The sequence below is a fragment of the Bordetella tumbae genome, from assembly GCF_965139195.1.
Lineage (GTDB): Bacteria > Pseudomonadota > Gammaproteobacteria > Burkholderiales > Burkholderiaceae_B > Bordetella_A > Bordetella_A tumbae.
Window position 1 is genome coordinate 26079 of sequence record NZ_CBCSJH010000044.1, and the last position, 17598, is coordinate 43676.

General features: G+C 60.6%; 13 protein-coding genes and 1 pseudogene. 11 read left to right on the forward strand and 3 right to left on the reverse strand.

Annotated features, from left to right (window positions below; all coding sequences use genetic code 11):
• The first annotated feature begins 4 nt into the window (after positions 1-4).
• The 4 genes from ACNA0J_RS26390 to ACNA0J_RS26405 all read left to right on the forward strand — a co-directional run bounded on the left by ACNA0J_RS26390 (position 5) and on the right by ACNA0J_RS26405 (position 2409).
• Complete coding sequence (locus ACNA0J_RS26390; RefSeq protein ID WP_415821863.1) at positions 5-193, forward strand: DUF3460 family protein; 189 nt, start codon at positions 5-7, stop codon at positions 191-193.
• Between the two features lie 32 nt (positions 194-225).
• Positions 226-1113: a segregation and condensation protein A gene (locus tag ACNA0J_RS26395; protein WP_415821864.1), complete on the forward strand. Its 888-nt coding sequence runs from the start codon at positions 226-228 to the stop codon at positions 1111-1113.
• Between the two features lie 33 nt (positions 1114-1146).
• Positions 1147-1989, forward strand: coding sequence for a pantoate--beta-alanine ligase (panC, locus tag ACNA0J_RS26400; RefSeq protein ID WP_415821865.1), 843 nt, complete (start codon positions 1147-1149; stop codon positions 1987-1989).
• Between the two features lie 186 nt (positions 1990-2175).
• Positions 2176-2409, forward strand: a complete 234-nt coding sequence (locus tag ACNA0J_RS26405; protein ID WP_415821866.1) for a LuxR C-terminal-related transcriptional regulator — start codon at positions 2176-2178, stop codon at positions 2407-2409.
• Positions 2410-2497: 88 nt separating this feature from the next.
• Here ACNA0J_RS26405 and ACNA0J_RS26410 read toward each other — a convergent pair.
• The 3 genes and pseudogenes from ACNA0J_RS26410 to ACNA0J_RS26420 form a co-directional block, all read right to left on the reverse strand.
• Positions 2498-3586: PLL family lectin (locus ACNA0J_RS26410; RefSeq protein ID WP_462935927.1), on the reverse strand; the 1089-nt coding region annotated here is incomplete at its 5' end.
• 15 nt (positions 3587-3601) lie between these two features.
• Positions 3602-4534 (reverse strand): annotated as a pseudogene (locus tag ACNA0J_RS26415) (PIG-L family deacetylase); the annotation flags it as partial.
• 471 nt (positions 4535-5005) lie between these two features.
• On the reverse strand, positions 5006-5743 hold the full coding sequence (locus tag ACNA0J_RS26420) for a copper resistance protein NlpE N-terminal domain-containing protein (protein ID WP_415821867.1): 738 nt from the start codon (positions 5741-5743) through the stop codon (positions 5006-5008).
• 179 nt (positions 5744-5922) lie between these two features.
• Between ACNA0J_RS26420 and ACNA0J_RS26425 the strand changes: the two genes are divergently transcribed.
• From ACNA0J_RS26425 to ACNA0J_RS26455, 7 genes are all read left to right on the forward strand, one after another.
• Positions 5923-6795: a prepilin peptidase gene (locus ACNA0J_RS26425; RefSeq protein WP_415821868.1), complete on the forward strand. Its 873-nt coding sequence runs from the start codon at positions 5923-5925 to the stop codon at positions 6793-6795.
• A gap of 142 nt (positions 6796-6937) precedes the next feature.
• Positions 6938-7585: a dephospho-CoA kinase gene (coaE, locus tag ACNA0J_RS26430; RefSeq protein ID WP_415821869.1), complete on the forward strand. Its 648-nt coding sequence runs from the start codon at positions 6938-6940 to the stop codon at positions 7583-7585.
• Positions 7586-7626: 41 nt separating this feature from the next.
• A complete protein-coding gene (zapD, locus tag ACNA0J_RS26435) occupies positions 7627-8379 on the forward strand; it encodes a cell division protein ZapD (RefSeq protein WP_415821870.1) in 753 nt (250 codons plus the stop codon).
• A 115-nt stretch (positions 8380-8494) separates the two neighbouring features.
• Positions 8495-9796 (forward strand): MdtA/MuxA family multidrug efflux RND transporter periplasmic adaptor subunit, encoded by a 1302-nt coding sequence (locus tag ACNA0J_RS26440; protein WP_415821871.1) that lies wholly within the window; start codon positions 8495-8497, stop codon positions 9794-9796.
• Entirely contained in the window at positions 9793-12969 is a 3177-nt protein-coding gene (locus ACNA0J_RS26445) for an efflux RND transporter permease subunit (RefSeq protein WP_415821872.1), read from the forward strand. Before ACNA0J_RS26440 ends, ACNA0J_RS26445 begins: the two co-directional genes overlap by 4 nt.
• Positions 12966-16082 carry a multidrug efflux RND transporter permease subunit gene (locus ACNA0J_RS26450; protein ID WP_415821873.1) on the forward strand — a complete coding sequence of 1039 codons (3117 nt, stop codon included), beginning with the start codon at positions 12966-12968 and terminating at the stop codon, positions 16080-16082. The genes ACNA0J_RS26445 and ACNA0J_RS26450 overlap by 4 nt, the downstream gene beginning before the upstream one ends.
• A 41-nt stretch (positions 16083-16123) precedes the next feature.
• A partial coding sequence (locus ACNA0J_RS26455; protein WP_415821874.1) for an efflux transporter outer membrane subunit occupies positions 16124-17598 on the forward strand: 1475 nt, incomplete at its 3' end.

The following is a 17598-nucleotide window of genomic DNA, read 5'->3' on the forward strand; positions in this document are numbered from 1 at the left end:
TGTCATGGCCAAGAACTACGAATCCGAAATCACGCTTTTCCTCAAGGACTACAAGGCATCGCACCCCGATGTCGAGCAGCGCCAGCTCGAAGGGCGTGCCCGTCTCTGGGACAAGCCGCAGAATCCCGAGCTCCTCGAAGGCTTTCGCGCCGCTCGCGTGCCGCAAAGGCCTTATGTGTACCAAGCCGACTGATGCTCAGTCGGCGACGCTCGTAACGCGCTCTGATGCCCTCCAAACCGCCGGTTTCCGGCGATGCACTGGCCGCTCTGGTGGAACCCCCGGTAGACAGCACGCCTGATGTCGTCGATACCGTCGCGTTCGCGCGTCTGTACGGCGAGCCGCTGTTTCAGCTGCCCACCGATCTGTACATCCCACCGGATGCGCTGGAAGTCTTTCTCGAGACTTTCGAGGGGCCGCTCGACCTGCTGCTGTATCTGATCCGCAAGCAGAACTTCAACGTGCTCGACATTCCCATGGCGGATGTCACGCGTCAGTACTTGTCTTATGTCGAGCAGATTCGGGTGCACAACCTCGAACTGGCGGCCGAATACCTGTTGATGGCGGCCATGCTGATCGAGATCAAGTCACGCATGTTGCTGCCGGTCAAAAAGACCGACACCGGCGAAGAGCCCGAGGATCCGCGGGCCGAGTTGGTGCGGCGCCTGCTCGAATACGAGCAAATGAAATTGGCCGCCCAGAAGCTCGATGCCATGCCCCAATTGGGCCGGGACTTCAAAAGCGCTCAAGCCGTAGCGGATATCAGTTTCGAGCGCATGCAGCCCGAGGTCAATCTCGATGACCTGCGTGCGGCATGGGCCGATATTCTCAAGCGCGCCAAGCTCAATCAACACCATCACATCACTCGCGAACAGCTCTCGGTGCGCGATCATATGACGCACATCCTGCGCCGTCTGAACGACGTGCGGTTCATGGAATTCGGCGAGCTCTTCATGGAGCGCATCCTCGAAGGCGCTCCTGTCGCCGTGGTGGTGGTGCACTTTATCGCCATGCTGGAACTGGCACGCGAATCGCTTCTGGATATCACTCAGGCCGAGCCCTATGCGCCCATATACGTGCGCCTGGCCTATACCAGCGTTGCCGCCGCCGCGTGAGCGCGCGGCGGGCCCTCGTCTTCGGAGAATCTTTTGAAAGTCGTTCACACGATTCAGGAATTGCGTGACCATTTGCGCGGGCAGAACCGCGTGTCGTTTGTACCCACCATGGGCAATTTGCACGAGGGTCACCTGGCCCTGATGAAATTGGCGCGCCAGCACGGCGATCCGGTGGTGGCCAGTATTTTCGTGAATCGTCTGCAATTCGGCCCCAACGAAGATTTCGATCGATATCCTCGCACGCTGCGCGATGACATCGAGAAACTCGAACGCGAGCGTGACGTGTATGTGCTGTTTGCGCCCGACGAGCGCGAGATGTATCCCGAGCCGCAAAGCTATCGTGTGCAGCCGCCCGATGACCTGGGCGATATTCTCGAGGGAGAGTTCCGCCCCGGATTTTTTGGCGGCGTCAGCACAGTCGTCCTGAAGCTGCTGTCTTGCGTGCAGCCGCGCGTGGCGGTGTTTGGCAAAAAAGATTACCAACAATTGATGATCGTGCGTCAGATGTGCCGGCAATTCCAGTTGCCCGTAGACATCGTGGCGCATGAGACGGTTCGCGCCGACGACGGCTTGGCCTTGTCTTCACGCAACCGCTATCTGTCGGCCGAGGATCGCGCCGAGGCGCCTGCGCTGTACGCGGCGTTGCAAAGCATCAAACAGCGGATCGCTGCCGGCGAACATGATTTGTCCGTGGTTGAGCGTGAGGCGATGCAGGCCTTGGCCGGGCGCGGCTGGCAGGTTGATTACCTGGCAGTACGCCGCCAGCGCGATCTGCAACGTCCTGAGCTGGCCGAGATTGCGGCGAGCGAGCCGCTGGTAGCGCTGGCCGCGGCCAAACTGGGATCGACGCGTCTGATCGACAACCTGGAACTGTAAGTCCGAGGCGGCGGCTGTCGACCGCGCGGCTTGCCCGCNCCCGCCTCCGCGGTCGCCACCGGACTGGTATCTGGCGCGCCTGGGTAGTGTGAGCATTTTGTCCGCCTGTCAGGACTGACAGTTGTTGGAACTGCGTATGCCCTGGCAGACTCTCTTGCAATATTGCGATGCACAAGAGAGAGACAGATGCCGAATTCCCCTGAGCTGCCTATTACCGCGGCTCGTTTATTGACCCCTCGCGAATGCGAAGTCGCCTCGTATCTGGCGACGGGACGGCCCAACAAGGTCGTCGCGATTGAGTTAGGTATTTCATTGCGTACGGCCGAGGCGCACCGTGCACGCATTTTCCGTAAACTGGGCGTACGTAATACGGTGGAACTGGCATGCAGCTTGTGCCGTCATGGCGGCTGCCGTCGATGAGGTCAGGCTTGCTGTGCCGATCGCGCGCTATCCGGCTGCTGGCTGCGGTCATGGGTAGCGGCGCATTGATCGCCGTACCTCCCATTGATTAATGCACCGTGGCGGCCCGGGTGGCTATCGTATTGACACCAGACGTTGCCAGCATGCCGGATTCGTTTGCCGCCATACCGACAAAGGGTCCGCCGCCAGCGTCGGGCAAGGCGTCAATGGCCGTCGCTGTCGCCCAAATGCCATCACGGTTGCGCGCCATCACCTGGTACGACTGTACGCGCCCGGCACTGCGGGCCACGACATAGAGGGTTCCGTGCAGTGAGCGCATAGCCGGCAGCGAGGCAGCTTTGGCCTCCAGTTGGGTGGCCTGTCCGTCGTCAATCAGCCAGAGCGGCCCATCCGGGCGTTCCAGCACGGCGACCAGGACTTCGCCGTCATGGTCCAGGCCGATAGCGGGTTTGCCCACGTAGCTGACGCCCAGATCAGTGATCGCAGCCCGGCGGATATCTGCGGTATCGGTGGCATCGGCAGCCTGCGGAGGAGACTGGATGATGCGCACCAGGTGGCGACTATGCCGATCACGCAAGTACAGTTCGACCTGCCCGTGGCTATTGCGTATGGCGGCCAATCCGCCGTCGCTGACAGGCGAGGATACGCGTTGCCAGGGGCTCCAGCTCACGGACTGCGCATGGCGTTGAGCGCTCATGTACACATGGCCTGCTCGATCGGCCGCAAAGGCGACGAAACGATTGTCGGGCGTCTTGGCAATGGCGGCGTTACCCCGTGCATGAGGCAGGGCAGGCAAAGCCTGCCACGCAGACCATCCGCTATCCAGGCCTTTGAGGGCCGTCCAGTAATACAGGCCATCGTTGCCCATGGCGATTGCGGCCGCGTCGCCATTGGGGGCAACGGCGGGAGAGCGGGTCACTCGCAGGCCTGCCATGGCCTGCCAGCCTTTCCAGGATCCGTCGGGGTTTTGTTTGTTGACCCACAGCCCGCCCAAGGTATCGCGGGCAAAGAGCCCCGCCGTCGAGTCCGGATAGGCAAAGGACACGAGCGGACCGGCGGTGCGGCCACCCAGCGTATTCCAACGATGATTGCGGCCATCCCACATATTGACGGCATCGTTGTTTTCACCGGCGGCAAATAACATCAGTCCCCCTTGGGAGTCTGAAAACAGGTCGGGNGNCACGTCGTGGCNCGACACATAGTATGAGCGTTTCACCCACGCTGCCGCAGGGCCGGCCGGCTCCTGGCATCCCTGCTGTCCGGAGCAATAGTGGTAATCATCCCAGGCATAGCGCCGGAAGATCTCGGATTTGATGGTGGCTTCGGCGTCGGCCAGATTGGCCTCGTGCTCCTGGCTGGGATAGTCGATATAACCTGTTTCTGCATAGTTGCCGGGGGCTTGGGCAATCGCGTCGCGGACCAGCCGGGCGCTGGCAATATGATCGGGGTGCCCGTGACCCGCACAACGCCAGCATAACTGGGTATAGGGCACGGCAATGGTGTCATCCAGGTGTCGTACCGTGGTCGGGTTGTATCCGTTGATGATGTCGGCCAGTGTGCGTACCAACTCATCGCGCGTGTAGACATCGTGATAGTGGCCCAACGTGTCCGCAGTCATGTTGGCGACGGACTCCATGCGGCTCAACGGCGTCAGGCTGCCCCAGCCTTTGCCCAGCCAGGGGTCTTTCAGACGCATGTGCCACAACTGCACATGCGGGTTGCCTTGCAGGGTAAAGCGCGCGATATGGTAGGTGCCGACTTGCACCATGTCTTCTTTCCACAGGTCCGGCTGCTTGGCCATGTAGGCATAGGCGGCGCGCACGCCGCGCTCGCGGCCCAACATATAGCCTTCGCCTTCACCGGCATCGCTCGCGGTCAGATACACCACTTGCACGCAGGCTCCCGCCTGAATGTTCGACGCGATATCGGGGTTCATGAACAGCAAGTCGTCGTCCAGGTGAGCGACAAACGTCAGGTCTTTAACGCCGTGACATTCGCTCAGCGAGGCAGGAGGGGGCGAGATGAGTTCGGGGGCGGCATATGCCTGGGAAAATATCGCAAACCCGGCCAGCCATGGCGACACGAGGCGCATGGCGCGGGCAGCGCTGACGAAGATGGAATGCATGAAGGAGCCGGCAGCCGATAACCCGATGCCGAAGGGCAGGCATCGTATGCCGCGCCCTCCTGTCACACGATGCGCCAGCGACACAGGAAGAGGGTGCGCGGCGAGTGTAGCCGGTTGCCCGCCGTTGCGCTATTGGGTGTTGCTTTGACTGCTCCCTTCCCTAAAGGAAAGGGATTCCCACTTCACAGAACCGAGCCGTTGTACATCATCACTCATGCACTCAGGTCTTACCGTTTCTCCATGGGCTAACACCGCCAGCCCGGCGGCTAATGGTTTTGCATGCCCGAGATACTATCCAAGCCAAGCCAGAAAACTGGATATCTATCCAGGCACCAACTCAAATCAGACCAATCTTGCAGCCTTACGGCTGCGCCCGTTACCTCCCCGGCATGAATGACGAGGTTTCTCGGAGCAATGGGTGAGACAGCAGGGCGGAGGAAATCCCCGCTGTCCGACCCCGATGCAGGGGTATCAGGGGCACTTGGGCGCGGCCTGTTGCGACAGTTCGTCGATGGGGTCCAAGTCCGGCTGGCGCGTCAAACTGTAGTTCAGATTGGGAGTGACGCCCAATACCGATCTGACGCGCAGCACGTTATTGGCTGCGACGACAAATTCCACGCGCTGATTGCCGGAAGCATCAGCTAGGAACACTCTAGGCGGACGCTCCGAAGTTGCATCCCAGCAGCCTTGTTCGGCAGAAGGCGTGCCCTGGTTGCCTGCATTATCCAGATAGGCCGAGCGGCTGCGCCAACGGCCGTTGGGGGCCAAGGTCAGCGTGACGCGCTGGGCAGCGCATTGCGCCGAAGGAGACATGCACGGCAGGGTACCCATATAGGTCTGAGCCTGGGGCACGAGTGCATGAGCGGCTACCGAGGTGCTGCCCGCAGCCGTGGCGGCGGCCTCTGCCTGTGCGTCGGCGACGGCGGCTTGTTGCGCTGCTTGTTCCTCGGTCGGGGCGGGCTTGCGAGGCTGGCCCGGAGGCGGGGCTTTCAACTGGATCTGCAGTTGCGAGGGGGCCTGCACCAGCGGGAGGTAACCGGCCCCCTGGCCTTGGTATTGCGCATCTGTGACCGTGCTCTCTCGGGGCGGGTTGTAGTACCCCTCAGAGCGCTGCTGCGCGCAGCCGGCGGCCATCGTGGCACCTGCCAAGACGGTCGCGATCAGAATCAGGGAATTTCGGCGAAACGGAACAGGCGCGGAATCGGACATGGCGGGCGCAGCATAAATAGTGAGTATGTCCCGAATTCTACGCATTTATGTGCGCCTCCGATACGGCCGGGTGATCGACCGCGTGTGCCCCAATGGTCACGGTCCGTTTGAACAATTTCACGCATGCCGGAATAATGGCGCCTTTCCTGGTGAGCCCTCGCGGCCGTGTTCTGATTGCTATGTGGCACACCTTTGCTATTGATCCTGCCTGGGCTGTCGCTCTGGCCACTATATTGGGCCTGCTGGTCGGCAGCTGGCTGACGGTAGTGGGGCATCGGTTGCCGCGCATGATGGAGCACGACTGGCTGCAGCAGGTCCAGGAATCCCAGCAAGGGCAGCAGGACAGTCTCTCGGATGGTTCCGATGCGGCGCCCGCACGTTCTTCCTATAGCTTGTGGCGGCCAGGTTGGCACTGTCCGTTCTGTGCGGCGCCGGTGCGAGGTTGGCGCCGCGTACCGCTCGTGGGCTGGACCCTCGCACGGGGGCGCTGCCAGTCTTGCCGGCGCAATATTGGCTGGCGTTATCCGTTGACCGAAATATTGACCGCGTTGCTATTCGGTTTGTGCGCGTGGCGTTTCGGACCCACGCCGATCGCCCTATGTGCCATGGGGTTGTGTGCGGCGCTGGTGGTGCTGTCCTGGATCGATCTGCAAACCAGCCTGCTGCCCGACGCAATCACTTTACCCCTGGTGTGGGCCGGGTTGTTGATCAATCTCAATGACGCCTTGGCGCCTCTACCCTTGGCGGTGTTGGGGGCGGCGGTGGGCTATGTTTTCTTGTGGCTGCTGTTTCACATGTTTCGTTTGCTAACTGGGCGCGAGGGCATGGGTTATGGCGATTTCAAGCTGCTGGCGGCATTAGGGGCATGGTTTGGATTGGCGGCGCTACCCTCGTTATTGTTGGTGGCGTCGCTGACCGGGGTGCTGGCGGCTGGCTGCCTGCGCGTCACCGGCCATGCTCAGCGGGGCCAGGCTTTGCCTTTCGGTCCCTACCTGGCGCTGGCAGGGGTGGTCGCGTTGTTTGCGGTGGCAGGGCGTCCTGCTTGGTTCTAAGCCGGATCGCGGCAAGGTTATCGCGTATCAGCGTAGCCATTGCGGCCAAATATCCCGGCGGCGTATCCTGTTCAGGAACATACGGGTTCCTCGCTCCTTGAGGGGCATCTGGTAACGAACAAGACTCTCTGGATGACTTGGTATGTACAAAATCGGCTTGACCGGCGGGATCGGGTCCGGCAAGACGCGGGTGGCAGATATGTTGGCCGAATGGGGGGCAGCGTTGGTCGATACCGATGCCATCGCCCATACCCTGACCGCACTGGGCGGAGAGGCGATGCCCGCTATCATTGAGGCGTTCGGGGCCGAGGCCGCTACCGCTGAGGGGGCGCTGGATCGCGCCTGGATGCGGGACCTGGTGTTTCGCGAACCGCAGTCCCGTGCGCGGCTGGAGGGCATACTGCATCCGCTCATCGGCCTGCATACCGAGCGTGCCGCTGCACAAGCCCAGGGCGTGTATCTCGTGTACGTCGTGCCGTTATTGGTAGAGTCCGGGCGTTGGCGCGACCGGGTCGACCGCATTTGCGTCGTCGATTGCGATCCGGAAACCCAGGTTGCCCGGGTGCAGGCACGCAGCGGGCTGACGCCAGAGTCTATCCAGCGTATCATGGCAGCACAGGCCGCGCGGGCTACCCGGCTGGCGGCAGCGGACGATGTCATCGTGAACGATGGTGCGACCACTGCCGAACAGTTGCGCGCGCGGGCAAAGGCTCTGCATGACCGCTGGTGCCACATGGCGGCGGCATCGCGCCGGCCGCATCGTAGTGGTGTGGACGGCTTCCCTGAATAATCCGGCCCATGAGGCCGATCACCAACAGGCCTGTAGCAAGCGTGATTCTTTTCGAATATCCATTTAACGAACGCATCCGAGCCTACCTTCGGCTGGAATATCTATTCGATAGGCTTTTCTTTTTCGCCGGCGAAGGCGACCCCCATCATCATCAGATTGCTGTCTCGACCTTGTTCGACATCCTGGATGCCACCGAACGGGCCGACGTCAAGACCTCCGTCCTCCAAGACCTCGAACGCCAGCGCATGGCGCTGGTCGCATTGCGTGATCACCCCGGTGTCGCGCAGGATGCCCTGGAAGCCATGCTGGGCGACATGGAGCGTACCGTCAGCGCATTGGCGGGCCAAGGGCGTGCGGGCCAGCCTTTGCGCGAAAACGAATGGTTGATCAGCCTGCGCGGCCGGCTGGCCGTTCCCGGAGGCGCCACCCAGGTCGATATGCCGTCCTATCATGCGTGGCAACACAAATCCGAAGCAGACCGTGTCGCAGATCTGCAAGCCTGGATCTCCCCTCTGCGGCCTTTATACGATGCGGTTGCCATGGCGCTGCGTTTACTGCGAGAGTCTGGCCGCCGGACCGATATCGTGGCCGAGCAGGGCGGTTATCAGCAAATGCTCGCGGGCAAGCTATTCCAACTGTTACGCGTCTGGGTGGACCCGACCCGCGGTGTTTTCCCGGAAATCAGCGCCAATAAGTACATGATCTGGATCCGCTTCTCGTCTCAGGACGGTGATGCCAAACCCCAGCAAGTGGCAAAAGACATCGAGTTTCAGATGTCGCTTTGCAGTGCCTAGCGTTTCCAGGCGGCTCTGATATCTGTTGCGGCGTATTTCAGTTCGGTTTTGTGGATATGGCAATTCCACTGACTTAGGGGACAATATCGGCTCCCGAAGTCCGTCTTGACCTCTTATGCCTGAAAGCCGATCTGCCACGCCTCGCCGCAAGACCCTATGGGTTGTCATCATCCTGCTGGCAGTCGCCGCTGTAGTCGTGTGGTGGGTCTTTTACAAGCCCGCCGAGCCGACGGCATCGACCCCCGCTGCGCAGCGCGGTAGCGGCAATGGGCGCGGGGCAGGCGGGGCAATGCGCGGCATGGGGGCCGGCGCGATGGCTGAAACGCCTGTACGTGTCGCCTCAGCATCGACTCAGAATATCGACATCGTGCTGCGTGCTCTGGGCACGGTGACCGCGTATAACACCGTGACCGTGCGCAGCCGTGTCGACGGGGAATTGATCCGGGTAAATTTCAACGAGGGCCAACGCGTCAAGGCGGGGGATTTGCTGGCGCAGATCGATCCACGTTCCTACGAGGTGGCATTAGCGCAGGCCCAGGGCCAGCAGCAACAGAACCTGGCGTTATTAGCGAATGCTCGGCGTGACTTGCAGCGGTATCAGACCTTGTTCAAACAAGACTCCATCGCACGCCAGCAACTCGATACGCAAGCGGCACTGGTCCGCCAGTACGAAGGCACACAGAAAGTCGACCAGGCTGCTGTCGACAATGCTCAGCTGCAATTGAGCTATACCCGGATCACCGCGCCCATCAGTGGCCGTTTGGGCCTGCGCAAGGTCGATCCGGGCAACCTGGTGTCGACTGGGGACACCGACGGGTTGGTCGTGATCACGCAAACAGAGCCCATCGCGGTCGTGTTTTCGTTGCCTGAAACGCAATTGCCAGAGGTACTGGCGCAGGTTCGACAGGGCCATACGTTGCAAGTACAGGCCTATGATCGTGCCGATGAAAAAGTGATTGCCACGGGGCAATTGGAAACCGTCGACAATCAGATAGACATCACCACGGGTACCGTGAAGCTCAAGGCGCGTTTCGATAACAAGGACGATCTGTTGTTTCCCAATCAATTCGTCAATGTGCGGTTGCTGGTGCAAACACGTGACGATGCGACGGTGATTCCCACCGCCGCCGTGCAGCAAGGGTCGGCAGGGCCTTTTGTGTTCCTGATGCGTGAGGACAAGACCGTCGAAGTCCGGCAAGTGCAATTGGGGCCTATCAATGGCGACCGTGTCGGCGTCAATCAAGGCCTGGTGCCCGGAGATCGTGTAGTCGTTGAGGGTACCGATCGATTGCGCACGGGAGCGAAGGTAAGCATCGTGACGGGCACCGCGCCCATTCCCGCAACACCGGGTGAGGCCATGGGCACAGGGCCATCAGGGCGCCCCGCTCAAGGCCAACCTGCAACGAAGACGCCGTGAGTCTCTCTCGCCTGTTCATCCTGAGGCCGGTTGCCACCACCTTATCGATGGTGGCAATCCTGATTGCCGGCTTTATTTCCTATCGTTTGCTGCCGGTGTCGGCGCTGCCCGAGGTCGACTACCCCACGATTCAGGTGGTGACTCTGTATCCGGGGGCGAGCCCGGATGTGATGACCTCGTTGGTGACCTCGCCTCTGGAGCGCCAATTTGGCCAGATGCCTGGCCTGAATCAGATGTCGTCGACCAGCTCGGGCGGCGCATCGGTGATTACGCTGCAATTCAGCCTGGACCTGGCGCTGGATGTGGCCGAGCAAGAAGTGCAGGCGGCAATCAATGCCGCGTCAAATCTGCTGCCCAGCGATTTGCCGGTGCCTCCCGTATATAACAAGGTCAATCCGGCCGATGCGCCTGTCATGACGCTGGCCATCAGCTCTCCGACCATGCCGCTGCCGCAGGTGCGTGATCTGGTCGATACCCGGATGGCGCAAAAACTCTCGCAGGTGCCGGGTGTGGGGCTGGTCAGTGTGGCCGGAGGCCAGCGGCCTGCTGTGCGTATTCAGGTCAATCCCATTGCGTTGGCCTCGACCGGCATGTCATTGGGGGATTTGCGCACGGCTGTGGTGGGGGCCAACGTCAATCAGCCTAAAGGGAATCTGGATGGGCCCGAGCGCTCGACGACGATCGACGCTAATGATCAGTTGAAGTCTCCCACCGAGTACAACGATCTGATCATTGCCTATCGCAATAATGCGCCGCTGCGCCTGTCCGATATCGCGACCGCCGTGCAAGGCGCCGAGGACGTTCGCCAAGCGGCCTGGGCAGGCGGCAATCCTGCGATTCTATTGAATGTGCAGCGGCAGCCCGGCGCCAATGTCATTGATGTGGTGGACCAGATTCGCGCCATGATGCCGCAGTTGCAGGCATCGATGCCCGCTACGCTGGACCTCAGTGTGGTTTCCGATCGGACGCAGACGATCCGTGAGTCCGTGGCCGATGTGCAGTTCGAGTTGTTGCTGGCGGTGGCTCTGGTCGTGATGGTGACCTTTGTCTTTTTACGGAGCTTGACCGCCACGGTGATCCCGAGCGTGGTGGTGCCGCTGTCGTTGGTGGGCACCTTCTGCATCATGTATCTGGCGGGCTTCAGTATCAACAACCTGACCCTGATGGCGTTGACGATCGCGACCGGGTTTGTGGTGGACGATGCCATCGTCATGATCGAAAACATCGCCCGTCACCTGGAGGACGGCGAAACGCCGATGCAAGCCGCGTTAAAAGGCGCCGCGCAAATCGGCTTTACGCTGGTGTCGCTGACCTTTTCGTTGATCGCCGTACTGATCCCTCTGCTGTTCATGACCGAGGTGGTAGGCAGGCTGTTTCGCGAGTTTGCCATTACCTTGGCAGTGGCGATATTGATCTCACTGGTGGTGTCGCTGACGTTGACGCCCATGATGTGCGCACGCTTGTTGCGCCCGGAATCGGAGCATCGCTATGGACGCTTTCACCGGACGACGGGAGCGTTTATCGATAGATGCATTGCCGGCTATGATCGTTCGTTGCAATGGGTGCTGCGCCATCAGCCGCTGACACTGCTGGTGGCGTTGGGGACATTCGCGTTCACTGTGCTGCTGTATATCGCGATCCCCAAGGGTTTCTTTCCGCAGCAAGACAGCGGCATGATTCAGGCGATCACTCAGGCGCCGGCTTCGATCTCGTTTGCGGCGATGGCAAAACGCCAGCAAGAGGCCGCACAAATCATCCTGCAGGATCCAGACGTCGAGTCCGTGTCGTCGTTCATCGGTGTGGACGGCACGAACGCCACGCTGAACAGCGGCCGCATACAGATTGCGCTGAAACCGAACAAGGAGCGTGATGCCGATCTGGCTACCATCAGCGAGCGGTTGCAGGACGCCTTGAAAGACCATTTTGGATCACCAGGAACGGCCGCCTCTGGCCGCGATGTGTCAGGGGCTGCGCCAGCGCTCCAGGCCACCACGACGACGCAACCGCCGCTGACGGTATATATGCAGCCGGTGCAGGATCTGACCATCGAGGATCGCGTCAGCCGCACGCAATACCAGATGACGCTGTCCAATCCGGACATTGACGTGTTGGCCGAATGGGCCCCAAAATTGGTCGATCGCCTGTCTGCGCTGCCGGAGGTGACGGACGTGACCCACGATCTGCAAAACGACGGGTTGCAGACTTGGGTCGATATCGATCGCGATGCGGCGGCGCGTTTGGGGATCACCACATCAGCGATCGACGAGGCGCTGTACAACGCCTTTGGCCAGCGGCTGATCTCGACCATCTTTACTCAGTCCAATCAGTATCGTGTGGTGCTGGAGGTCTTGCCTCAATTCAGCAAATCGCCTGAATCATTGAATCAGGTTTACCTGACATCCGAATCGGGTACACAAGTCCCCCTGTCCACGGTGGCGCACATCTCAGAGGGGCACACCATGCTGGCGATCAGCCGGCTGGATCAGTTCCCGATGACGACGTTGTCGTTCAATCTGGCGCCGGGCGCATCGCTATCGGGCGCGGTCGAGGCGATTACTGCAGCAGAGGCAGAAATCGGCATGCCGGCAGGCATCGAGACGCGTTTTCAAGGGGCGGCGCTGGCATTCCAGAACTCGTTGTCGAGCACGCTATGGTTGATCCTGGCAGCGGTTGTCACGATGTACATCGTGCTGGGCGTGCTGTATGAGAGCTATATCCACCCGATCACGATTCTGTCGACCTTGCCTTCGGCGGCGGTGGGTGCTTTGCTGGCCTTGATGATCAGCGGTACGCAGCTCGATATGATCGGGATCATCGGCATCATCCTGTTGATCGGCATCGTCAAGAAAAACGCGATCATGATGATCGATTTCGCGCTGGAGGCCGAGCGCAAGCGCGGGCTCGCGCCCAGAGCCGCGATACACGAGGCCGCCTTGCTGCGTTTTCGTCCGATTCTGATGACGACGTTGGCGGCGTTGTTTGGCGCATTGCCGTTGATGCTATCCACCGGAACGGGGGCGGAGTTGCGCCAGCCATTGGGCCTGGTCATGGTGGGCGGACTCTTGTTGAGCCAAATCCTGACGCTCTACACCACGCCGGTGATTTACCTGATGTTTGACCGTCTGGCGCGACGAGGCGGGGGCCGCGCGCGCGTCGCGGCGGAGCAGCCATGATTTTGTCGGCGCCGTTCATCGTTCGTCCGGTCGCCACCGTACTGTTGTGCCTGGGGATGGTGTTGGCAGGCGTGCTGGCGTTTCGCCTGCTGCCTGTCGCGCCGCTGCCTCAAGTCGATTTGCCGATCATTTCCGTGTCGGCCAGTTTGCCCGGCGCGAGTCCCGAGACGATGGCCTCCAGTGTGGCGACACCATTAGAGCGTTCCCTCGGGAGCATTGCCGGCATTACCGAAATGACTTCGCGTAATTCGCAGGGCTCTACGCGCATCACGCTGCAATTTGACCTGAGCCGCGATATCGACGGCGCCGCCCGAGATGTACAGGCCGCCATCAATGCGGCGAGATCGTTGCTGCCCACAGGGATGCGCAGCAACCCGACTTATCACAAGGTCAACCCATCGTCGGCGCCCATCATGGTGCTGGCCATGACGTCGGAAACATTGAGCCAGGGCAAACTGTATGACCTGGCCTCGACCATCGTGGCGCAAAAGCTTGCGCAGGTGAACGGCATCGGCGAAGTCACCGTCGGGGGCAGCTCCTTGCCCGCTGTGCGCGTCAATTTGATTCCTGGTGCATTGTCCAGTCGCGGCGTGTCGCTGGACGAGGTACGCACGGCCCTGAGCGAAGCCAACGCCAACAAACCCAAGGGCATGATCGAAAGCGACGAGTATCACTGGCAAATCATGGCCAGTGATCAACTCGATCGCGCCGAACAATATCGACCCCTGATCGTGGCATGGCGCGATGGATCGGCTGTCCGGCTGTCGGATGTCGCGACCGTCGAGGACTCGGTCGAGGACCTGTTCCAGACGGGCTACTACAACAATCGCAATGCCATTCTGATCATCATGCGGCGTCAGGCAGACGCCAACATCATCGAGACGGTCGAGGCCGTGCGGGCGCAATTGCCGCAGTTGGCGGCGCTCTTGCCGGGTGATGTCGATCTGACCGTTGCACAGGATCGCACGCCCAGCATCCGCGCCTCATTGCACGAGGCTGAACTCACGCTGGTGGTGGCGGTCGGCCTGGTGATGCTGGTGGTGCTGCTGTTCCTGCGGCATTGGCGTGCGGCGCTGATTCCCAGCGTGGCAGTGCCGGTATCGTTGATTGGCACGTTCTGCATCATGTATTGGTGCGGCTTTACGTTGAATACGATTTCGCTGATGGCGTTGATCGTGGCGACCGGCTTTGTGGTGGACGATGCCATCGTGGTGCTTGAAAACATCATGCGGCATATCGAGCGTGGTGCGTCGCCATTGCGGGCGGCCTTGCGTGGATCGCGTGAGGTAGGCTTTACGGTGTTGTCGATGAGCCTGTCGCTGGTGGCGGTTTTCATTCCGATCTTGCTGATGGGCGGCGTGGTTGGCAGGCTTTTTCGCGAATTTGCCGTGACGCTGTCGGCATCGGTCATGGTATCCATGGTCGTGTCACTGACCTTGACGCCCATGATGTGCGCACGGCTGCTGCGTCAGCAGGCATTAGAACAGCAGCCTCCTGGCCGTGTGTGGCGGATGCTCGAGTCATTCTTTGACGCATTGCTGCGTGGCTATCGCCGCTCGCTGGCGTGGGCGTTGACGCATGGGCGTCTGATGCTGGTGTTGCTGGCAGTGACCATCGGCTTGAACGTGTACCTGTATACCGCCGTACCAAAGGGATTTTTCCCGCAGCAGGATACGGGGCAATTGATCGGGATTTTTCGCGTAGACCAAGGCACCTCGTTTCAAGCCATGGTTCCCAAGCTGGAGTACTTTCGCAAAGTCATCCTGGCCGATCCGGCAGTGGCGAGTATTACGGTTCACGCGGGCGGCCGCGGTGGCAGTAACAGCAGCTTTATGATGATCCAGCTCAAGCCGCAGGACGAGCGGAAAGCCGGTGCAGTCGATGTCGTGAATCGCCTGAGAGGGCAATTGCAGAGCGTCGCTGGCGCGCGCGTGTTCCTGATTCCTCAGCAGGATATCTTTTTGGGCGGCGGGCAGGGTAGTGGTTCGTACGACTACACGCTGCTGGCCGGAGAGCTGTCGTTGCTGCGCACGTGGACACCCAAGGTCCGGCAGGCCATGGCCGAGTTACCCGAGCTGACGGATGTGGATTCCAGCGTTGAAGACAAAGGCCGCCAGGTCGATTTGATCATTGATCGCGAGGCGGCGACACGGCTGGGCATCAATATGTCGGATATTTCGGCGGTGTTGAACAACTCGTTCAGCCAACGCCAGGTGTCGGTGATGTATGGGCCGTTGAACCAGTACCGCGTCGTGTTGGGTGTGGATCAGCGCTTTGCCCAGGATGCCGAGTCGCTCAAGCAGGTGCATGTCATTACGAGCGACGGGTCTCGTGTGCCATTGGCGGCCTTTGCGCGATTTGAAATGGGCAACGCACCATTGAGCGTGCAACATAATGGCTTGTTTGCCGCCGACGAAATCTCTTTCAACCTCGCGCCGGGTGTGTCGCAAGACCAGGCAATACGTGCGATCGATGCTGCGGTCGCACGTATTGGACTGCCTTCGGACCAGATCCAGGCCGGTTTCCTCGGTACAGCTGCGGCGCAGCAGGCCTTGCAGAGCCAGCAGCCATGGCTGATTCTGGCCGCACTGGTCACGATGTATATCGTGCTTGGGATTTTGTACGAGAGCTTCGTGCATCCTTTGACCATTCTGTCGACGCTTCCGTCGGCCGGTATCGGGGCGCTGTTGGCGTTGATGCTGGTGGGCAGCGAGTTCACGGTCATCGCGTTGATAGGAGTGTTCTTGCTGATCGGCATTGTCAAGAAGAACGCCATCATGATGGTCGACTTCGCCTTGGATGCGGAGCGCAGGTTGAATCTGTCGCCGCGCGATGCGATTTTCGAGGCCTGCCTGACCCGGTTCCGGCCCATTATGATGACCACGATGGCGGCGATTTTCGGGGCGCTGCCGTTGTTGCTGGCCACGGGGGCAGGTGTAGAGATGCGCCAGCCTCTGGGGGTGACGATCGTGGGCGGTCTGATCCTCAGCCAGATTTTGACGCTGTACACCACGCCTGTGGTCTATCTTTATCTGGACCGCTTCCGTTTATGGGCTCGCCGCCGTGCTGCACGTCGCACGATAGGCCCGCAACCTGATGTAGAACGCCAATGAGTCGCGCATCTTTTTCTTTTTTATCGTTCCGGCCTGGTCGAATGGCCGATGTACGTTTACCGCGTTTGACTGCGGCCATGACGTGTTGCGCTTTGTTGGCTGCGTGCGCGGTCGGGCCGGATTATCAGCGTCCCGAGATTGACGTGGGCGAAGGGTATAGGCAAGCCGAGAGTCAGGTGTCTGTCCCATCGAGCCCTGCTATGCAGGGTAAGGACGCTCAGGCTCAGCCGCCCAATGACGCCGTCCAAACGGACGGCTGGACGCCGGCGAAACCGCAGGACGCTGCCGAACGTGGCGCATGGTGGCGGATTTACGGAGACGCCACGCTGGACGGTCTGATGGACCAGTTGAACGCATCGAATCAGACCATTGTGCAGGCCGAGGCCAACTACCGGCAGGCGCAGGCGTTGGTGCGTGGCGCGCGTGCCAGCTTTTTCCCTAATGTCGGGACGGGTGCCGGCGCGACCCGATCAGGATCGGGCAGCGGCTCTACCAGCAGCACCGGCAATGAATACGACCTGAATGCATCGGTCAGTTGGGAGGTCGACATCTGGGGACGCGTGCGCCGCCAGGTCGAAGCCAGCCGTGCCGAGGCCCAAGCGAGTTTTGCGGATTTGGCGAATACCCGGTTGAGTACGCAGTCATCGCTCGCGCAAAACTACTTTCAATTGCGCGTGCTGGATGAGCAAAAGCGATTGCTGGAGTCGACAGTCGCAGCCTATGAGCGCTCGTTGAAATTGACGCAAAACCTCTATAACGCAGGTGTTGTCGGCAAATCAGACGTGACGGTGGCATTGGCCCAATTAGAGGGTACGCGCGCACAGTTGGTGGACCTGGAATGGCAACGTGGTCAGTATGAGCATGCGATCGCGGTGTTGATCGGTTTGGCGCCATCGCGCTTTACGCTGGCGGCTCAGCCTTTCGCGCAGGTGATTCCTCAGATTCCTGTGGGATTGCCATCGCAATTGCTGGAACGCCGTCCGGACGTCGCATCGGCTGAACGTTTGACGGCGGCTGCGAATGCACAGATCGGCGTGGCGCAGTCGGCGTGGTTTCCCGATCTGACGTTAAGCGCCAGTGGCGGATTTCGCAGCGGTGAGTTTGCACAATGGCTGACGGCACCGGCGCGTTTCTGGTCCCTGGGGCCTGCATTGGCGTTGACCTTGTTCGATGGCGGCGCACGGCAGGCTCAATTGGAACAGGCCCGCGCAGCCTACGATGCGCAGGCTGCTGCATATCGTCAAACGGTATTGAGCGCCTTGCAAGAGGTGGAGAACTATCTCATCCAATTGCGGGTAATGGGACAAGAGCAGGTGGTGCAGCATCGGGCACTGGAAGCGGCGCGGGAATCGTTGCAGTTGGCTCGGAATCAATACCAGGCTGGGACGATTGACTATCTGGATGTGGCTACGTTGGAGGCTGGGGCGCTCAATAGCGAGCGGACAGCGTTGACGTTGATGGCTAATCGGTTGACGGCTAGTGTGCAGTTGATTGCGGCGCTGGGTGGGGGATGGGA